A 19,493-nucleotide genomic window follows, 5' to 3' on the forward strand; every position below is an offset into this window, starting at 1 on the left:
TGCGCGCGAGGGCAGCTGTATATTGGCTCCCTTTGTTCGGATGAATTGGATCTTTTTAAAAGACCAATTTTGCGTCATGTTAGAATAACTGAAATTTTGCGATTATTGCGATGAGGATAAAGCCATGTCTCTTGAACTTGCCAGTGTTTGCCCGCTTGATTGTCCCGATACCTGCAGTCTTTCCGTGACAGTGGAAGAGGGTAAGGTCGCGAAGGTGCGGGGCTCAACCGCTAATCCGCTCACAAATGGTGTCGTCTGCAACAAAGTTGCGCGCTATTACCCGGAATTTGTGCATGGCAAGAACCGACTGACCTACCCGATGAAGCGTGTCGGTCCAAAAGGCGGGGAGGCGTTCGAGAGAATTTCCTGGGAAGAAGCCCTCGATACGATTTATGAAAATTTCTCCAAAATAATTGAAGAACACGGACCGCAGGCGATCATTCCCTATAACTACGCCGGGCCGCATGGCCTGCTGGCGATGGGATCGATGGATTTGCGTTTTTTCCATCGCTTGGGGGCATCAATCCTTTTCCGGCGCGCCATGTGCGGCGGCGTGAAATCCGAGGCATTCAAAGGAACCTTCGGCGCGGCGACGGCAATGCAGCCTGAGCAATGCGCGAAATCGAAGTTGATTGTCGTCTGGGGTAATAACGTCACCTATTGCAATCTGCACCTCGCGCCGATCATCAAAAAGGCAAAGGCGGAGGGAGCCAAACTTGTCGTGATCGATCCAAAACGGATCAAGATCGCGGAACAGGCGGATATGTACCTGCCCGTGAGGCCGGGCATGGACCTGATCCTCGCATGGGCCATCGCGGTGGAATTGGAACGCATCGGTGGCTTTGATCAAACCTTTATCGACGAGCATGTCGAAGGGGCCGAAGAGTTCATGGCGGAAGCGCGTAAATACACAATCGAACAATCGGCGGAACTTTGTGGTGTTTCGGTTGAAGACATAAAGGCCTTTGCGCAGCTCTATAAGGAAACGGCTCCGGCATCGATTTCAGTTGGCAACGGGATTGAGCGAAACCGCAACGGGGGTAATGGCATTCGGGCAATTTTCGCGCTGCCTGCACTTGCGGGCAAATTCGGTGTTGCGGGTGGTGGCCTTGTTGGCGGCTCCGGAAATCTGTTTCCGAAAACCTTGGCCAAGCTGCAACGGCCGGACCTGATCCCGGAAGGAACCCGCACGCTTAATATCATCGATATTGGGCGGCATCTGGTGGAGGATGATCTGGATATCCCGTTGAAGGGTATCTTTATCTATAACCACAATCCGGTGGTTGTCTCGCCGGACCAGAATGTGACGAAGAAGGGTCTCTCGCGGGAGGATATCTTCACCGTTGGGTGCGATGTCGCCATGACCGACAGCATGAAATATTGCGATATCATTCTGCCCGCCGCTACTCATTTCGAGCATGACGATATTTTTGGCGCCTATGGTCAGCCCTATCTGCAGCGGGCGGAGCCGGTGATTGACCCGGTTGGGGAATCGCTTCCCAATACGGAAATTTTTCGTCGTCTCGCCGCGCGGTTCGGTTTTAATGAGGATATTTTCAAGGCGACGGACAAAGAACTGATTGATGATGCCATCGACAATAATGATCCGCGGCTGAAAGGTTACAAACCCAGTGAAATTCCAGTTGGTACCGCACTCTCCATGGAAAGGAATGGGGAAGACACTATCCTGTTTCAGAATGCCATGCCGGGCACACCCAGTGGCAAGGTTGAGCTTAAATCGGGGTATTTGAAGGAGGCGTTTGGCGAAGAAATACCGACCTACCATCCGGTTGAGGCTAATTTCCCGCTGTCTCTTGTCACGCCATCGTCGAACAAGATGGTTACTTCCACCTTTGGCGGCGTGAAGGCGAACGATGATGTGCCGGAGCTGGAAATGCATCCGATAGATGCCAAACAGCGCGGGTTCAGCGATGGTATTCAGGTTAAGGTATATAATGACCTTGGCGAAGTCTTTCTGCCGCTTAAAATAAGTGACAATGTCCGTCCCGGCGTGCTCTATTCTCCGAAAGGGTCTTGGTTCAAAACAACGACAAATGACCAGACGGTTTCGGCTCTTGCTCCGACATTCAAGGCGGACCTCTCCGAGGGAGCTTGCTTCAATGATTGCCGGGTAGAGGTTGTCGCCGTTTGAAGATGGGAGGCGGCGGCATGAGTGATAATGATGAAAAGAAACGTCACGCGACGGGTGGTTGCCTCTGTGGCGGCATCCGTTTCGAAATTTATCAGCCGCTTCGCCCCGTTGTCGTCTGTCATTGCAAGCAATGTCGGCAGACAGCGGGTTATTTCAACGGCTTTACGGTGACGCTCCCGGAAAATCTTGTCTTCATCAATGACGACACATTGACTTGGTATGAGTCATCGGAAGAAGCCAAACGCGGATTTTGCAATAAATGCGGCTCCAGCATTTTCTGGACATACAAGTCCGGTGGCAATATGGGCGTTGCGCCGGGCTCCCTCGATGAACCGACGGGCCTCAGGACAGCGATGCATATCTTTACCGAATTCGCCGGTGATTATTACGAAATTACCGATGGATTGCCAGAACGTCCGGGACAGCGTCACCCTGACGATATTCTGGAGCCCGGCTGAAATACCGCTGGCCATCTGCCCCTGATTTCCGTTAGAAATCAGACTATTCAACGGATGGGGAAAAGATGGTTCAGGATGCGCGACTATTTTTAACGGACCTTTTCGCAGCGGCGACTGCTGCCGCAGATCCGCGCGAGACCCTTTTCCAGCATTTACCTCCGTTGCCGAAGGGCCGCACGGTCGTTATCGGCGCGGGCAAGGCCGCGGCCTCCATGGCGCAGGCGGTGGAGGAGAACTGGAAGGGCCCGCTTGAAGGTCTCGTCATCACCCGATATGAGCATGGCTTGCCCTTAAAGAAAATCAAAGTGGTAGAGGCGGGGCATCCGGTCCCTGATAAAGAGGGGGCTGAGGCCGCGAATGATATTCTCCGTTCGCTGGAGGGACTCACTGAAGATGATCTGGTGCTCTGCCTGATTTCGGGCGGCGGCTCATCTTTGCTCGCGAAACCAGGCGACGGGATCACGCTGGAGGAAAAGAAAGCCGTCACCAAGGCGCTGCTGGCCTCCGGTGCGAATATTACCGAGATGAATACCCTGCGCAAGCATCTCTCCGCCATCAAGGGCGGGCGGCTCGCTGTTGCGGCCTATCCGGCCAAGGTCGTCACCCTGATGATTTCCGATGTGCCGGGCGATGATCCGGCAGTGATCGCCTCCGGCCCGACGGTGCCGGATGCGACAACCTCCGCGGATGCGCGGGCGGTTCTTGAAAAATACAACATCGATATTCCGCCCTCCATCGACGCCTATCTCAACAGCCCGGCCTCCAAAACGCCGGAACCGGATCATCCGGCCTTCGCAAACGCGCAGTCGATCATGATTGCCACACCGCAGGCGTCCCTGCGGGCTGCCGCTGACCTTGCCGGGTCAAACGGGATCACGCCGATTATTCTCGGCGACAGTATCGAGGGGGAGGCGCGGGATGTTGCCTCTGTCATGGCTGCCATCGCCCGTCAAGTCAAGTTGTATGACCAGCCTGCGGCAAAGCCCTGTGTACTGATTTCAGGCGGGGAGACGACGGTAACGGTAAAGGCAAACGACGGCGATACAGGGCGCGGCGGTCGCAACTGTGAGTTCCTGCTCGCCCTCGCACTTCATCTGAACGGCCTTGGCGGCGTCTATGCGCTTGCCTGTGATACGGACGGGATTGACGGTACGGAAGATAACGCCGGCGCAATCATCACACCCGATACCTTGAAGCGCGCAAGTGAAGCTGGGCTAAACGCGAAGGAATATCTCGCCCGACATGACAGCTATTGCCTGTTTGATGCCCTTGGCGATCTTATCAAGACCGGACCGACCAGAACAAACGTCAACGATTTCCGGGCGATCCTTATCCTCTGATTATATCTGCTTTCCCATCAACACAACAAGAAGGGCGCGGGCTTCTTCTGTGCCGCTATTTGCGATTTCGTGAGGTTGATCGGCGGCGTATCGAGCTGTCTCACCCGGGCTAACCTTTTCGACTTCATTTCCTGCTGTCACGGTGAGTTCCCCGCTAAACACCGTCAAATGCTCCGTTGTTCGCGCGGTATGGGCGCTTGACGTCATCTTGCCGCCGGGCTTGATAACGACGTCATACCATTCCATATCATTCACAAGGCTGGCGGGGCCAAGTACTTTCAGACTGTAATGCCCCTTCGCGTCGTTAAGGACGGGGATTGACGCGCCGCGTATAACCGTCAGGCTATGGGTCGGGTCATCGCCGCGTACAATATCATCGATGGTGACGCCCAACGCTTCGGCTAACCGCCAGACGGTGGCAAGGGTCGGGTTGGTTTCGTTCCGCTCGATCTGGGAGACCATGGACTTCGACACACCGCAGACCGCCGCAAGCTGATCGAGGGTGAGTTGCTTCTCTTTGCGCAGGCGATTTACGGTCGCACCAACGGCAGGAGGATTATTTAGTGTTTCTGACATATTTCCAGTTGACAGGAATTAAATCCAATATAGTTTACAAAATACAGTATAACGGATTTTTTTCCAATTGCTAGAAAATAGGTGTTCCATGTTCACAATAGCCAAAACCGAAGCCGCCCGCGGTATCTGGTCCGCGTTTAAAGATCCCTTGAACGAACCGGCGCGCGGTATGGTCATGGTAGATGTGATCGCGGCCGGAATTTGTGGCACCGACTATCATATCTATAGCTGGGATGCCTGGTCGGCTGGGCGGATCAAGACTCCGATGACAATTGGCCACGAATTTGTCGGCCGTATCTCTGCGGTTGGCGAGGGCGTCACGGGATATGCAATCGGTGACCGCGTATCCGCTGAATGCCACATCTCTTGCGGGGAATGCCATTTTTGCCGTACGGGAAATGCCCATATCTGTGAGAAGACGAGCATTATCGGCGTTGACCGCCCCGGAGCCTTCGCCGAGCAGGTTGAGATTCCGGCGAGCAATCTCTGGCGTGTGCCGGACGCGATCCCGGATAACCACGCCGCCGTCTTTGACCCTGTCGGAAACGCTATGCATATGGTCGCTACCGCGAAAGTTACGGCAAGGAATGTTCTTATTGTCGGCGGCGGTCCGATCGGCCTGTTCGCAGCAGCCATTGCCAAAGCCCATGGCGCGCGAACGGTGATGTTGCAGGAGCCGAACCAGGCGCGTGCAGCGATTGCAAAAAGCCTTGATCTTGATCTCGTCGTTAATCCGCGTGATCTCGATTGCGCCGCTCAAATCCTTGATGTTACGGAGGGACATGGTCCGGAAGTGGTGCTGGAGGTGAGCGGAAGTGGTTTGGCGTTGAACGCCGCACTCGACATTGCTGCGCCCGGTGCCATTGTTGCGCTTCTCGGTATTCCGGCGGGGCTGGTCGAACTCGATCTGGGCGCGAAAGTTGTTATGAAAGGTGTCAGCCTGATCGGTGTTACCGGGCGGCGCATGTATGAAACCTGGTATCAGGTGGAGGCCTTCATGCTCAAAAATCCGGACCTGATGGAGAAAGTAATTACCCATGTTCTCCCGGCAACGGATTTCAAGCGTGGTTTTGAACTGATGGATGAGGGAGCTTGCGGCAAGATCGTCCTTGACTTCCAAAAGATAGAGCAAAGATTACCTATATGACGAATAACCTGATTAATCGACTCACGGCGGATCTTGCCGCTGCCGACCGAAATGGAACCTACAAGAAGCTGAAAACCATCGAAGGACCGATCGGTGACCGCATCCGGCTGAAAGATATCGGTGAGGTCACGCTTCTATCTTCAAATGATTACCTTGGCTTCGCAAATCATCCGGTTGTCGTTGAGGCTGCGCGTGATGCCCTGTTGAGATACGGGGCGAGCACGGCGTCTGTCCGCTTTATTTGCGGGACGCAGGATGTGCATCAAACTCTTGAAACTGATCTCGCGCGGTTTCACGGAACTGAAGAGGCGCTCACCTATTCGTCCTGTTGGGCTGCCAACACAGGTTTGTTTGCCGCAATCTGTGGGGCTGGCGATGTGATCCTGTCAGACGAGTTGAACCATGCAAGCCTGATCGATGGTATTCGCGCGACCACGAAGGATGTGGTGCGAGGTGTCTATAAACATAGCGATATGGCGGATCTGGAAGCGAAACTCCAAAAACATATTGATGCGCCGTCGCGACTTATTGTGACCGATGGGGTTTTCTCCATGGAAGGGGACATCGCGCCGCTTGACAAAATTGTCGCCCTTGCGGAGAAATATGACGCGCTTGTCGTGCTTGATGATAGTCACGGACTTGGTGTTATGGGCGAGACGGGCCATGGCACGGCGGAACATTTTGGCGTTATGGACCAGATTGATATTTTCACCGGTACGCTTGGCAAGGCGCTTGGTGCCGGTACAGGTGGCTTTGTTGCGGGGCCAATTGCCATTACCGAGACATTGATCCAGAAATCGCGCCCGCATCTCTTTTCAAATGCCTTGCCCGCGAGTGTCGCCGCGGCGGGCAGCAAATCGATCGAACTGCTCGAAGCGGACCCAAAACGGGTGCAAGCCCTGCAACGCAAGGCCGCAGGCTTCCGCGCGCGGTTAAAGGCGCTTGGGTTGAATCCGCTTGAGGGCGACAGTGCCGTGGTGCCGGTAATCGTCGGTGAAACGGCGACCGCGATCCAACTTGCGGAAGAGATGCTGAATAAGGGTATCTTCGTTACCGGTTTCGGTTTCCCCGTTGTGCCAGAAGGGCAAGCCCGGCTTCGGTTCCAGATTTCTGCGTCCCATTCAGCGGCGGAGTTGGAAGAGGCCGCCTCAGCGCTCTCAAACCTTCTACTCAAATCATCCGCCGCATAAAAAAGAGTGGCGTGGTTGTTTTAGTCAGTGTCGTCCTTTAAACAGGGAGGGTAGCGGGAGCCATCTATACTTGGCTCCCTTATTTTTGTGTAAACCAGGACCGGAGCAATGGCGGGACATCAGGCATTTGACTATGTGATTATCGGGGCAGGCTCCGCTGGTGCCGTGCTTGCGAATCGCCTGAGCGAAAACCCGGAAATCTCTGTCCTGTTGCTGGAAGCGGGCGGGGCCGGGCCCTGGTGGGACTGGCGCATTCATATGCCTTCGGCTTTAAGCTATCCAATGCATTCCGCGTCGCTTGCCTGGCAGTATTACACCGAACCGCAGGAACAATTGAACGGCCGGAAAATATATTGGCCGCGCGGGAAGGTGCTGGGCGGTTCCTCAGCGATTAACGGCATGTGTTATGTGCGCGGCAATGCACTTGACTACGACGGCTGGGCCCAAGACCCGGGATTAAAGGATTGGTCTTACGCCAATTGCCTGCCGTATTTCAAAAAAGCCGAGACCTATGATCGCGGCGCGGATGCCTACAGGGGCGGGGAAGGTCCGCTCAATGTATCCGTGGGCCCTTGTGAAAACCCTCTCTATCACGCCTGGATGGAGGCGGGGCAGCAGGCTGGCTATCCCTTCACCGAGGATATGAACGGCTTTCAGCAGGAAGGCGTCGGCCGCATGGACATGACCGTGCATCAGGGCAAGAGATGGAGCACGGCGCTTGCCTATCTCCAGCCAGCAATGGACCGGCAAAACCTGACAATCCTGACCGGCGCCAATACCCGCCGCATCCTGTTTGAGAAAACCCGTGCAACCGGCGTTGAATACCATCGCGGCGGTATCCTGCATCAGGTGACGGCGGTGCGAGAGGTTATCTCGGCCGCCGGCGCGATCAATTCGCCGCATTTGTTAATGATCTCTGGCATTGGTCCGGCGGCGGCGCTTCAAAATTTCGATATTCCGGTGATCGCCGATCTGCCCGGTGTCGGGCAAAATTTGCAGGATCATCTGGAACTCTATGTGCAGCAGGAATGTACACAGCCGATCACGCTTTATAAGGTGATGTCACCGCTCGCCAAAATGAAGGTCGGGCTGGAATGGATGTTGCTCAAAAAAGGTCTGGGGGCGACCAATCATTTTGAGGCAGGCGGCTTTATCCGGAGCGAGCCGGGCGTCGAATATCCCAATTTGCAATATCACTTCCTTCCTATGGCGGTGCGCTATGATGGGGGCAACCCGACGGACCGACATGGTTATCAGGCGCATGTAGGGCCGATGCGGTCGACCAGCCGGGGGCATATGACTCTAAAAAGTGGGAATATCGACGATGCGCCGATCCTGCAGCCCAACTACTGTGAGACGGAACAGGACCGCCGCGAGTTGCGCGACGGGGTGAAGTTGACGCGGGAAATCTTCGCACAAGCCGGTTTCGATCCCTATCGCGGGGCAGAACTGGCACCGGGGCCAGAGGTCAAGACCGATGCCGAGATCGACGCCTTTGTGCGCGAGACGGTAGAAACCGCCTATCATCCGAGTTGTACATGCAAAATGGGTAGTGATGACATGGCGGTTGTCGATGGCGCAGGGAAAGTCAATGGTATAGAAAACTTGCGTGTGGTCGACAGCTCCATCATGCCGCATATCACCAGCGGAAACCTGAACGCACCCACGATTATGATCGCAGAGAAAATTGCGGATGCCATCAAAGGTATTCCGGCACTTCCGCCAAGTGAAGCCCCGGTTTATCGGGCGGTCAACTGGGAAACGAGCCAGCGATAAAAATTTAAACACCGATCCTTTTTAAGGAAAGATGATGAGCAGACCGAAAAAATTACAGCTTTATATCGACGGAAAGCTGCAAAAGGCAATTTCCGGCAAAAGCTTCACGAATTATAACCCGGCAACGGGCGCGAAGCTCTCTGAAGTAGAGCAAGCGGGCCGTCGTGATGTCGAGAAGACGGTGCTGGCGGCACGGCGGGGATTTCAGGAATGGTCCGCTCTGTCCGGAACGGAGCGCGGACGCGTCCTCAAGAAAGCGGCCGACATCCTGCGGGAACGGCGGATGGAACTCGCCGAGATCGAGGTGATGGATACCGGAAAGCCGATTGCGGAAGCGCCGGAGGCGGACATCGACAGCGGCGCCGATGCGTTTGAGTTTTTCGGCGGGCTCGCCGCCGATATCAAGGGGTCGCACCATGATCTGGGGTCGGACGCCTTTGCTTACACCCGCCGCGAACCGCTCGGCATCTGTGCCGGAATTGGCGCCTGGAACTATCCGCTGCAGATCGCCTGCTGGAAAACGGCACCGGCACTCGCCGCCGGAAATTCGATGATTTTCAAGCCGTCCGAGCAGACACCGACCAATGCGGTGAAGCTGGCCGAAATCCTCACCGAGGCAGGGTTGCCCAAGGGCGTGTTTAATGTCCTCCACGGGAGCGGGGAGACGGGGCACTATATCGCCATCCATCCGGAGATCGATAAAATCTCCTTCACCGGCTCGGTGCCGACGGGGCGCAAGGTGCTCGCCGATGCGGCCGGGTCCGTCAAGCATGTGACCATGGAACTTGGCGGCAAGTCCCCGCTGATCGTATTCGATGACAGTCAGATCAACAACGCCGTTTCGGCGGCGATGAATGCGAACTTTTATACGCAAGGCGAAATCTGCTCCAACGGGACGCGGGTCTATGTACATGAGGACATTCACGATGCCTTTGTCTCGATTTTGAAAAGCCGAACCGAGGCCATGGTTATTGGCGACCCGATGGATCCCGCGACCCATGTCGGCTCACTGATCAACGCGGATCATTTCGAAAAAGTCATGGAATATGTCCGCCTCGGCATAGAGGAAGGTGCGCATCTGGTGAGCGGCGGCGAGAAAGTCTCGGTGACCGGTTGCGAGAAGGGGAGTTTTATCTCGCCTGCCATTTTCACCTCTTGTCAGGATGATATGCGTATCTGCCGGGAGGAGATTTTCGGCCCTGTCATGTCCATTATGTCTTTCCGTGATGAAGAAGAAGTGATTGCCCGCGCCAATGATACGGAGTTCGGCCTCGCCGCCGGGGTCTTCACGCAGAACCTTGCGCGCGCTCATCGTGTTGTGGCAAAACTCCGCGCGGGCACCTGCTGGATCAACAACTATAACCTAACGCCCGTTGGCGTCCCCTTTGGTGGGTATAAGCAATCCGGCATCGGGCGGGAAAACGCGGCGGTCGCGCTGGATCATTTTACGCAACTTAAATCCGTCTATGTCGAGCTTGGCGATGTGGAGTGCGGCTATTAGTCATTTGATACAGGCATAGCAGCCATTCGCACCCCTGCAATTGACAGGGCAGGACAGACAGGCGAAATTGAAGGCCCGTTTATTCCCGTCGAGTAGCCTTTCCATGGAAGCCTGGATCCCGATTACTATCTTCGCGGCCTTCTTTCAGAATGTCCGAACTGCCTTGCAGAAATCCCTGAAAAGTCGCCTCAGCACAGGCGGGGCAACGTATGTGCGATTTCTTTACGGTGCGCCGTTCGCACTTCTTTATATTATCGGTATCGATCAGTTTTCTGCGCTTTCTGTGCCATCTCTGAATGGCGAATTTGCGATATTCATCATCTTTGGCGGGCTTGCCCAAATTCTTGCAACGGGATTGTTGGTCGCCCTTTTCAGCCTTAAGAATTTCGCTGTGGGTACAACCTACTCCAAGACGGAAACAGTGCAGGCGGCCATTTTCGGGATCGTGATCCTCGGAGAGCATGTGGGCATAGGGGCTGTTTTCGCCATTGCTATCAGTTTTGTCGGTATTTTGCTCATCTCTATGTCCTCAAGCTCCTTTACTTTTCGTGACTTTTTCTCGGGCTGGACGAGCAAGGCGGCGGGGTTTGGGATACTCTCCGGCGCATTGTTCGGTATTTCTGCGGTTTCCTATCGAGCGGCGGCCCTTTCGCTCGGCGGGGAGGGCGCGATGATGCAGGCCGCCTTTACATTGGTTTGCGTCTTGTTTTTCCAGACTTTCGTCATGAGCATTTATTTACCGATCCGGGAACCGGGACAATTGACTGAAGTAATCAGGAACTGGAAGGTGGCAATTTGGGTCGGGCTGACCGGGATGCTCGGTTCCGTTGGCTGGTTTACTGCCATGACCTTGCAAAACGCTGCCTATGTCCGGGCGTTGGGTCAGGTCGAGCTGGTCTTCACCTTTATAGCGTCCTATTTCTTCTTCAAAGAAAAGACGAACAAGATAGAAGCGGCAGGTATCCTCCTGATCGTTTTCGGTATTCTTCTTTTATTGTTGGATTAACATTCATTTAATCGTCACTTTTTTGTCATTTCCCTGTCTTTCCGTCTTTCGCTTCTGCAAATCATCGGCTAAGCTGCCCATTAAGTTGATATCAAACAATTGAAGGGGTCGCCTTGGGGAAGATTTATTCCGGCCGTGAAATGATTGACAAGCTGATTTCATTTGACACGGTCTCGTGCAATTCCAACCTTGCCCTTATTGATTTCGTCGCCGACTATCTGGCGGGTCACGAAATAGCTTCCAACCGGGTCTTCAACGAAGATAAAAGCAAGGCAAATCTCTACGCGACAGTCGGACCCGTAATAGAAGGCGGTGTTGTTCTTTCCGGTCATACGGATGTGGTCCCGGTCGAGGGTCAGCCTTGGGATACAGACCCGTTCACGGTTGTTGAAAAAGATGGCAGGCTTTACGGGCGTGGCACGTCCGATATGAAAAGTTTTTCCGCGATTGCGCTGTCAAAGGTGCCGGAAATGATCGAGAAGGGGCTTTCTGTCCCGATCCATTTCGCGCTTTCCTATGATGAGGAGGTTGGCTGCATCGGGGCACCCGCCATGATCGAGGAAATTGCCGCCAATTTGCCGGCGCCACGTGCCGTAATCGTGGGGGAGCCGACGATGATGGATATCGTCTCGGCCCATAAAGGCATTCTCACGCTCACGACAAAAGTGATTGGGCGCGAAGCTCATTCCAGCCTTGTTGAAGATGGGGTCAGTGCTGTCATGGTCGGGGCGGAGTTGATCGCCTATATCGGTAACATGATGGCGGAAAACAAGGCGCGCAGCCAGGCTGACAGTCCCTTCTTTCCACCCTACACAACCCTGACCTGCGGCGTCGTTAATGGCGGAACTGCAGGTAATATCCTCGCAAGGGAATGTAATTTCGTCTGGGACATCCGACATATTCCCGAAGATGATCCGATGAGCTTCGTTGAGCGGTTTATTGCGCATTGTAATGATGATGTGCTCCCTCGTATGCGGGAAATTGCGCCGGAAGCCAGCATTGTCACTGAACTAAAATCGAATGTCCCGGCTCTTCGGCCTGAAGACAGCGGAGAGGCGGAAATGTTGGTGCGCGCCATTACTGGCAAGAACACATCAAACGCCGTTTCCTATGCGGCTGAAGCCGGACAATTCCAGCAGGCAGGGTTTTCTACCGTTATCTGCGGACCCGGATCAATCAGTGTCGCCCATCAACCGAACGAGTATATCGACATTGCCCAGGTAACCGAGGCGGAGAAATTTATCTCCCTCCTCATTGACCGGCTGGCAAAATGAGGCATATCAATTGCATTGGACAGAGATTGGACTATTCGCTAATCTCAATTTCAGAATCCGTGAATAAAACCAATAATAAACACGGCAAAAGCGCCCAAAATGGGCAAATAAGTGATCAGATAGCAAAAAGGGAGTTATCATGAAACTAAGGACAGGACTGTTTGCTGCAGTTGCCGCTGTCGCCCTCGCGGTGACATCGCCGGTGCAGGCAAAAACTTTTAAATTTGCGTTTCAGGGGGATCTGAGTTCTCTCGACCCGCATTCACTGAATGAATCCTTCCTGCTGGGTACGCTCGGCAACGTCTATGAAGGGCTTGTACTCTATGATCCGAATATGCAGATCGTTCCGGGTCTCGCTGAATCATGGAAGTTGCTGACACCGACCACTTGGGAATTCAAGCTGCGTAAGGGCGTTAAATTCCATGGCGGTCAGGATTTCACAGCAGATGACGTAATTTTCTCCTGGGAGCGTGCAGGGCGTGACGGGTCGGACCAGAAGGTCCGAAACAGCATGATAAAGAGCATCACCAAGGTGGATGATCACACCATTGTTTTAGAAACACCGGCACCGAACCCGATTTTGGTTCAGGACCTTCCATATCTGTTCATCATGGACAAGGAATGGTCAGAAGAGCACGGAACAACCTCTTCGACGAGTGCCGCGGGTGATAATGCCGGTAATTATGCAAACCTGCATGCAAACGGAACGGGCCCCTTCAAGATCAAGAGTCATGAAGCGGACATTAAATCGGTTCTGGTACGTAACGAAGATTACTGGAAAGATATTCCGACAAACGTCAGCGAAGTTATCTTTACACCAATTAAGGAAGCGCCGACCCGTGTTGCCGCCCTGATATCCGGTGAACTTGATATGGTATATCCGGTACCTGTGCAGGACTGGGAACGTTTGGACAATGCGGAAGGCGTAAAAGCTCTGACGGGTCCGGAAGCGCGGACTATCTTTATCGGGTTTGATCAGGGTCGAGATGAACTTCTCTATTCAAATATTAAGGGAAAGAACCCGTTCAAGGATCAGAAAGTTCGTGCGGCATTTGTTCATGCAATCAATCTAGATGCCATCAAAGAAAAGATCATGCGAGGCGCGGCAACGCCGACGGGTCTGTTGGCGGCACCACAAGTCAACGGATTTGCCGAAGCATTGAATACGCCCTATGCGTATGATCCTGAAAAATCAAAGGCTTTGCTCGCCGAAGCCGGATATCCAGATGGCTTTGAAGTGACGCTTGATTGCCCGAACAACCGTTATGTCAATGACGAAAAGATCTGTCAGGCAGTGACATCTATGCTTGCGAAGGTCGGCGTCAAAGTTGATCTTCTGGCGCAGCCGAAATCAAAATATTTCGGTAAAGTTCTGGCAACAAGCGGGTACGATACCAGCTTCTATCTCCTCGGCTGGACTCCAGGCTCAATGGATGCGGAAAATGTTCTTTCCTCATTGATCGTTTGCCAGAATGCAGATGCCAAGAAAGGCTTGTTCAACCTTGGTAACTACTGTAACCCGAAAGTGGACGAACTGACGGCGGCCATCGGTAGTGAAACAGATCAGGAAAAGCGCAATGCGATGATTGCCGAAGCCTTTAAGATTGTTAAGGACGATGTTGGCTACATGCCTATTCATCAGCAGCCTCTTTCCTGGGGTGTGAGCGACCGTGTAACGGTTAATCAGCGTGCTGATAACGCTCTCGACTATCGTTATGTCGTGATTAACGAATAATACAGATTGTTGGGGCCGCTCTTTTTAAATAAAGAGGGCCCCAATTTCTTTTATGGCCTTTACCGTAAAGTAATATGATCTCATTTATTTTTAAGCGACTTTTGCAATCGGTCGTTGTTATGTTGACCGTTGCTTTGATCGCTTTTTCCATGTTTAGATTTATCGGGGATCCCATCAATAATATGGTGGGTCAGGATACCAGTCAGGCTGATCGCGCCGCACTAACTGAGCAATTGGGATTGAATGATCCCTTTATTGTCCAGTTCGGCCGTTTTGCGCTGAATGCTGCAGAAGGGAATTTCGGTATTTCCTACAAATATCGGCAGCCTGTAAGTAGCCTAATTCTTGAACGATTATCGGCAACATTGGAACTGTCTTTTGTGGCGGCCGTTCTTACCCTTGTTGTCGGAATTCCCTTGGGTGTTTACACCGCACTAAAGGGAAAGGGGCTGATATCAAAGGGGATCATGACTTTATCCCTTATCGGGGTTTCCTTGCCGACATTCCTGATCGGTATTTTGCTTATTCTCTTGTTCGGTGTTGTGCTCAGATGGTTGCCAACCTTTGGGCGCGGCGATGTTATCGCTATTGGATGGTGGACGACGGGCTTTTTGACGGTTTCTGGCATCAAATCACTCATTCTTCCGTCTATTACGCTGGCGCTTTTTCAGATGACATTGATCATGCGACTGGTAAGGGCAGAGATGCTGGAAGTTTTGCGCACCGATTTTATCAAATTCGCACGTGCGCGCGGATTGCCTGACAGATCCGTACATTTTAAGCATGCGCTGAAAAATACGCTGGTCCCGGTAATTACGATTACGGGATTGCAGCTTGGTGCGCTGATCGCCTTTGCGATTATTACTGAAAGCGTCTTTCAATGGCCGGGCATGGGTTTGTTATTTATTCAGGCAATCTCGGATGTGGACATTCCAATCATGGCGGCCTACCTCGTTCTAATTGCGTTTTTCTTTGTTGTTATCAATATGGTAGTCGATATTCTTTATTATATGGTTGACCCGCGCCTGCGGGCAGACAGTACGGCTTAGGGGATGGCGATGGAACAAGTGCAACCCGCCACTAAAACCCGCCTGCAACGGATTTTTGGCAGCGATATCTGGTACAGCTTTATGCGAAGCCCGGTCGCAATCATTTCGGCAGTCGTAACAATTGGCATGATTCTGGCGGCTATTTTTGCGCCCTGGATCGCGCCGAACAATCCATTCGATCTTGCGACTATCAGTATTATGGACGGCAACCTTCCGCCTGCCTGGCAGTCTGGCGGAGACACGAAATTCTTGCTAGGTACCGATGATCAAGGCCGGGGGGTATTATCTACCATCCTGTATGGCGCGCGTATTTCTTTGATGGTTGGGTTCTTCTCGGTGATTTTTTCAATGGTCATCGGTATTGCCCTTGGTTTGATAAGCGGATATGCGGGCGGACGTACCGATGCCTTTATTATGCGGATCGCTGATATTCAGCTGTCCTTTCCCGCTATCTTGATTGCTCTTCTTGTGGATGGCGTCGCCCGTGGTATTTTGCCGTCAGAGCTGCATACTGATATTTCCATCTATGTGCTGATTTTTGCCATTGGTATTTCCGGCTGGGTGCAATATGCCCGTACGGTGCGCGGGTCGACACTGGTGGAAAAAAATAAGGAATATGTGCAAGCTGCTCGCGTTATCGGCATCCGGCCTCTCACAATCCTGCGCCGCCATATCCTGCCCAACGTCATGGGGCCAGTGATGGTTATCGCGACAATCCATTTGGCGATCGCCATCATTACCGAGGCAACGCTCTCCTTCCTCGGGGTGGGTGTGCCGCCGACAACGCCATCGCTTGGCACACTGATCCGTATCGGCAACGAGTATCTCTTTTCTGGCGACTGGTGGATCACAATTTTTCCGGGAGCGACCCTTGTGATTTTGGTTCTCGCCGTCAATCTTTTGGGTGATTGGATGCGTGACGCCCTTAATCCGAAGTTGCGCTAGGACGGTATTATGGACTTACTCAATATTAACAACCTGCGTATCGAGTTCCCGAGCCGTCATGGCACGGTGGTGGCCGTAGACGATGTCAGCCTGTCGGTGCAGCCGGGTGAGGTTCTGGGCGTTGTCGGGGAATCCGGCGCGGGCAAGTCAACCATTGGTAATGCGGTAATTGGCCTGCTGGAGCCGCCGGGAGAAATGACGGCGGGACATGTGCTCCTGAAATCGGAACAGATTGATACCCTGAGTGCAGAGGCAAAGCGAAAAATTCGTGGCCGTCGTATCGGCATGATTTTCCAGGATCCACTCACCTCGCTTGATCCGTTGCAGACGATTGAACAACAACTTGTTGAGACCATTGATCTGCACCTCAAACTTGGGGAGAAGAAATCGCAGGAACGTGCTGTTGATCTCTTGCGTCAGGTTGGTATTCCTGAGCCGGAAACGCGGATCAAGAACTATCCGCATCAATTCTCCGGTGGTATGCGCCAACGTGTTGTGATCGCGCTCGCCCTTTGCGCGGAACCGGAAGTGATTATTGCCGACGAGCCGACGACTGCGCTTGATGTCTCCATTCAGGCGCAAATCCTTGAGCTTATGCGCCGCCTGTGCAAAGACAAACAGGTCGGCATGATCATCATCACCCATGATATGGGCGTGATTGCGGATATTACGGACCGGGTCGCTGTTATGTATCGTGGCAAGGTGGTGGAAGAGGGAACGACGGCAAAGATTCTCGGTAATCCCGATCACCCCTACACCCAAAGCTTGATCAGTGCGGTACCGCGTCCGGATATCCGCCTGAAACGCTTTCCAATGGTCAACTATATCGAAGAAGAGGGCGAGCGGACGAAGGATATCGATCTTTCGACACATTGGCTTGGTCGCCATCGGGATTATGATGCGGTGGACGGACCGCTTCTCAGCCTCAAAAACCTGGTCATGACCTTCGTGACTAAACCCGCCCTGTTAAAAAGTAACCGGATTACCTTCAACGCGGTCGATGATGTGTCCTTCGATATCAATGAGGGAGAAGTCTTTGGTCTCGTCGGCGAGAGTGGCAGTGGCAAATCGACAGTCGCACGCATGGTTTGCAGCCTTTATAAACCGGCATCTGGGATCGTAAATTTCGCCGGTACCGATCTTACGAGCATCAAATCAGAGAATGAGCGGGATTTTTATCGCCGTCAGATGCAGATGATCTTTCAGGATCCGTTCTCGTCCCTGAATGGCAGAATGCGGGTGATGGACATCATCGCCGAACCGATCCGCTTTCATAAGCTTGCGTCCTCTAATCAGGAAGTCGAGCAGGTCGTCAATGACCTTCTCGATCATGTCGGGCTTGGGGCCCAGGCCTCTGTAAGGTTTCCGCATGAATTTTCCGGCGGGCAGCGTCAGCGTATTTCAATCGCTCGGGCGCTTGCGACCCGGCCGCGTTTCCTGATCTGTGATGAGCCGACCTCTGCACTTGATGTCTCTATTCAGGCTCAAATTCTCAATCTTCTCAAAGATTTGCAGGAAGAACTCGGCCTCACCATGCTGTTTATCAGCCATGACCTTCCCGTCATTCGCCAGATGTGCGACCGGGTCGGTGTGATGAAGCAGGGCAAGCTGGTCGAAGTCTCCGCGACTGAGGATCTGTTCGAAAACCCGACAGCGGCCTACACGCGGGAACTTCTCGACTTGATGCCGCGCCTTGATAAGCTGTCACATGAAGGGCTGGAGGTTGAGGAAGCCTAACGCGTTTTTTTGGCGAAGATCAAAGATTGATCGTCATAAAGACGCTGTTCGGGTCCAGTATATAATTGGCGAAAGGCGGGCATTCCGTAAATCCATGGTTTAGGTAAAGCTGCCGCGCCGGTTTGAAGCCGGGCTGAGAGCCGGTCTCCAAAAAGAGCTTTTTATATCCCCGTTCCCGCGCCGTTGCCATTACATGAAGGAGGAGGGCAGCCGCCACGCCTTTGCCGCGATGGACCGCCGCCGTATGCATGGATTTTATTTCCCCGGCGTTGTCCGCCAACTCTTTCAGCGCGCCGCAGCCCACGAGCTTTCCCGCTATTTCCGCCCGCCAAAAGGTGATATCGGACCCACGCAAGCCCTCAAGGTCTAGGGCATGGGTACTCTCCGGCGGGGAGAGGGAGCGCATCAAGGTCAAATGCGCATCAAGAAGTGCGATGATCTCATCGGAGCGGACATAATCGCGCGTAACGACAAGTTCCGCCATCAAGCCTCTTTTCCCAATCCGCTGAGGGCCATTTTCACGACGGACGTGCCGCGCTCCCAGATCATGTTTTTCCAGTCGTCCGCATCACAGTAAAACGCATCGCGGACCTGTTTCTTGATCGATTTACCAAGATCTGACTCAAGATCACCTTTGAGATACAGCCAGTTATCCGCCCTGAGCGCATTCAGCACCTCCAGCACGGGGATGGTGCCATATTCGATGGCAACACAAGTATGGCTGGCGTTCGGGGCACTTTCGCAGACCCCGGCATCGATCGTTCCCCGGACTATGGCGGAGCTGGATGTGCCCGCCTCAGGAGAGGTGACATCCTCGCCATACCAGGTGATGGCACGAGGCAGTCCTGCGGGGTTTCCCACGTAAATCAACTCTCCGTGGCCATAGGGGCCCAGGCCGGTATGGAAATCGAGTAATGCAAGATGCTTGGCATTACCGGCATGTTTTTTCACCACCGCGCGGAGTGTCTTGTTCGTCCATGACGCTTCAAACCCGCCGAAAAAGAGGCCATCCGCATGAATATGTTGTCCTCCCGTAACAGCGGCTTGATAGGTTGGGAGTCCCTTCTTGGCGATATAGTCTTGAATGTTGGCGTCAGCCTCGGCACGGGCCGGTCCGTCCCAGTCATCGGGGACGAGATAAGGGTGAACTTCTGCGTATTCCGCGTTTTCCGGGAGGCCGTCCTCAAATTTCAAAAAATTGCGGTTGAGATCAATATTGTCCTCATTCACCCGACGGATATGGGAAAAGCCATAGGGGTTGATGGCATGAATGAGAAGGACGGCAGTATCATCTGGAAGATCTTTGAACATACCGGTATCCAGCATGCCGACCTGCACGCCAGAGCCACAAAAACCTTCCCCGCCATGAGTAGCGGAGGAGATGATCAGGACCTTGGATGCATCATCGGGACCGATGCGGGCGACATCCATATATAGATCTTCACCTTCCGCGCCTTTTGCCCGGTCGTTCAAATTATTTTCGACCTGCAATCCGCGATCCATACAGCTTTGAAGAAATTTGGTGCGAGCCTCGGCATAGGTGGCGGAGAAAAAACCCGGTATATTCATGTCGACATACTTCCCTTTTTATCGTTTCAATTGTTATA

The 19,493-nt window shown here is 53.3% G+C and carries 16 protein-coding genes; 13 read left to right on the plus strand and 3 right to left on the minus strand.

The genetic code is table 11. The features are described from left to right. The first annotated feature begins 124 nt into the window (after nt 1–124). From LKE13_RS13415 to LKE13_RS13425, 3 genes are all read left to right on the plus strand, one after another. Nucleotides 125–2,152, plus strand: a complete 2,028-nt coding sequence (locus tag LKE13_RS13415; protein WP_227951885.1) for a molybdopterin-dependent oxidoreductase — start codon at nt 125–127, stop codon at nt 2,150–2,152. 17 nt (nt 2,153–2,169) lie between these two features. Next, nucleotides 2,170–2,610, plus strand: coding sequence for a GFA family protein (locus LKE13_RS13420; RefSeq protein WP_227951886.1), 441 nt, complete (start codon nt 2,170–2,172; stop codon nt 2,608–2,610). Nucleotides 2,611–2,675: 65 nt separating this feature from the next. Continuing rightward, the gene (locus LKE13_RS13425) at nt 2,676–3,950 is read left to right on the plus strand and encodes a glycerate kinase (RefSeq protein WP_227951887.1); all 1,275 of its coding nucleotides are present in this window, start codon (nt 2,676–2,678) and stop codon (nt 3,948–3,950) included. Here LKE13_RS13425 and LKE13_RS13430 read toward each other — a convergent pair whose 3' ends face one another. Continuing rightward, nucleotides 3,951–4,526 carry a helix-turn-helix domain-containing protein gene (locus LKE13_RS13430; protein ID WP_227951888.1) on the minus strand — a complete coding sequence of 192 codons (576 nt, stop codon included), beginning with the start codon at nt 4,524–4,526 and terminating at the stop codon, nt 3,951–3,953. It abuts the gene before it with no gap. 88 nt (nt 4,527–4,614) lie between these two features. Here LKE13_RS13430 and tdh point away from each other — a divergent pair, with 88 nt between their 5' ends. The 10 genes from tdh to LKE13_RS18785 all read left to right on the plus strand — a co-directional run bounded on the left by tdh (nt 4,615) and on the right by LKE13_RS18785 (nt 17,886). After that, nucleotides 4,615–5,673 carry an L-threonine 3-dehydrogenase gene (gene tdh, locus LKE13_RS13435; RefSeq protein WP_227951889.1) on the plus strand — a complete coding sequence of 353 codons (1,059 nt, stop codon included), beginning with the start codon at nt 4,615–4,617 and terminating at the stop codon, nt 5,671–5,673. Further along, entirely contained in the window at nt 5,670–6,863 is a 1,194-nt protein-coding gene (locus LKE13_RS13440; protein ID WP_227951890.1) for a glycine C-acetyltransferase, read from the plus strand. The genes tdh and LKE13_RS13440 overlap by 4 nt, the downstream gene beginning before the upstream one ends. A gap of 108 nt (nt 6,864–6,971) precedes the next feature. After that, nucleotides 6,972–8,639, plus strand: coding sequence for a choline dehydrogenase (gene betA / locus LKE13_RS13445; RefSeq protein ID WP_227951891.1), 1,668 nt, complete (start codon nt 6,972–6,974; stop codon nt 8,637–8,639). Nucleotides 8,640–8,673: 34 nt separating this feature from the next. After that, nucleotides 8,674–10,140 carry a betaine-aldehyde dehydrogenase gene (betB, locus tag LKE13_RS13450; protein ID WP_227951892.1) on the plus strand — a complete coding sequence of 489 codons (1,467 nt, stop codon included), beginning with the start codon at nt 8,674–8,676 and terminating at the stop codon, nt 10,138–10,140. A gap of 103 nt (nt 10,141–10,243) precedes the next feature. Beyond that, the gene (locus tag LKE13_RS13455) at nt 10,244–11,146 is read left to right on the plus strand and encodes a DMT family transporter (protein ID WP_227951893.1); all 903 of its coding nucleotides are present in this window, start codon (nt 10,244–10,246) and stop codon (nt 11,144–11,146) included. A 113-nt stretch (nt 11,147–11,259) separates the two neighbouring features. Next, the gene (argE, locus tag LKE13_RS13460) at nt 11,260–12,420 is read left to right on the plus strand and encodes an acetylornithine deacetylase (protein ID WP_227951894.1); all 1,161 of its coding nucleotides are present in this window, start codon (nt 11,260–11,262) and stop codon (nt 12,418–12,420) included. A gap of 139 nt (nt 12,421–12,559) precedes the next feature. Continuing rightward, complete coding sequence (locus LKE13_RS13465) at nt 12,560–14,155, plus strand: ABC transporter substrate-binding protein (RefSeq protein ID WP_227951895.1); 1,596 nt, start codon at nt 12,560–12,562, stop codon at nt 14,153–14,155. Nucleotides 14,156–14,229: 74 nt separating this feature from the next. Further along, a complete protein-coding gene (locus tag LKE13_RS13470; RefSeq protein ID WP_227951896.1) occupies nt 14,230–15,204 on the plus strand; it encodes an ABC transporter permease in 975 nt (324 codons plus the stop codon). A gap of 9 nt (nt 15,205–15,213) precedes the next feature. Next, nucleotides 15,214–16,149: an ABC transporter permease gene (locus tag LKE13_RS13475; RefSeq protein WP_227951897.1), complete on the plus strand. Its 936-nt coding sequence runs from the start codon at nt 15,214–15,216 to the stop codon at nt 16,147–16,149. 9 nt (nt 16,150–16,158) lie between these two features. After that, entirely contained in the window at nt 16,159–17,886 is a 1,728-nt protein-coding gene (locus tag LKE13_RS18785; RefSeq protein ID WP_321576144.1) for an ABC transporter ATP-binding protein, read from the plus strand. Between the two features lie 19 nt (nt 17,887–17,905). Here the strand turns inward: LKE13_RS18785 and LKE13_RS13490 are convergent, their stop codons facing one another. Together LKE13_RS13490 and LKE13_RS13495 are read right to left on the minus strand one after the other, a co-directional pair. Further along, nucleotides 17,906–18,370 carry a GNAT family N-acetyltransferase gene (locus LKE13_RS13490; protein ID WP_227951898.1) on the minus strand — a complete coding sequence of 155 codons (465 nt, stop codon included), beginning with the start codon at nt 18,368–18,370 and terminating at the stop codon, nt 17,906–17,908. After that, complete coding sequence (locus LKE13_RS13495) at nt 18,370–19,455, minus strand: M14 family metallopeptidase (protein ID WP_227951899.1); 1,086 nt, start codon at nt 19,453–19,455, stop codon at nt 18,370–18,372. Before LKE13_RS13495 ends, LKE13_RS13490 begins: the two co-directional genes overlap by 1 nt. Nucleotides 19,456–19,493: the final 38 nt, after the last annotated feature.

Origin of the sequence: Sneathiella sp. HT1-7 (assembly GCF_020731145.1) — a bacterium.
Lineage (GTDB): Bacteria > Pseudomonadota > Alphaproteobacteria > Sneathiellales > Sneathiellaceae > Sneathiella.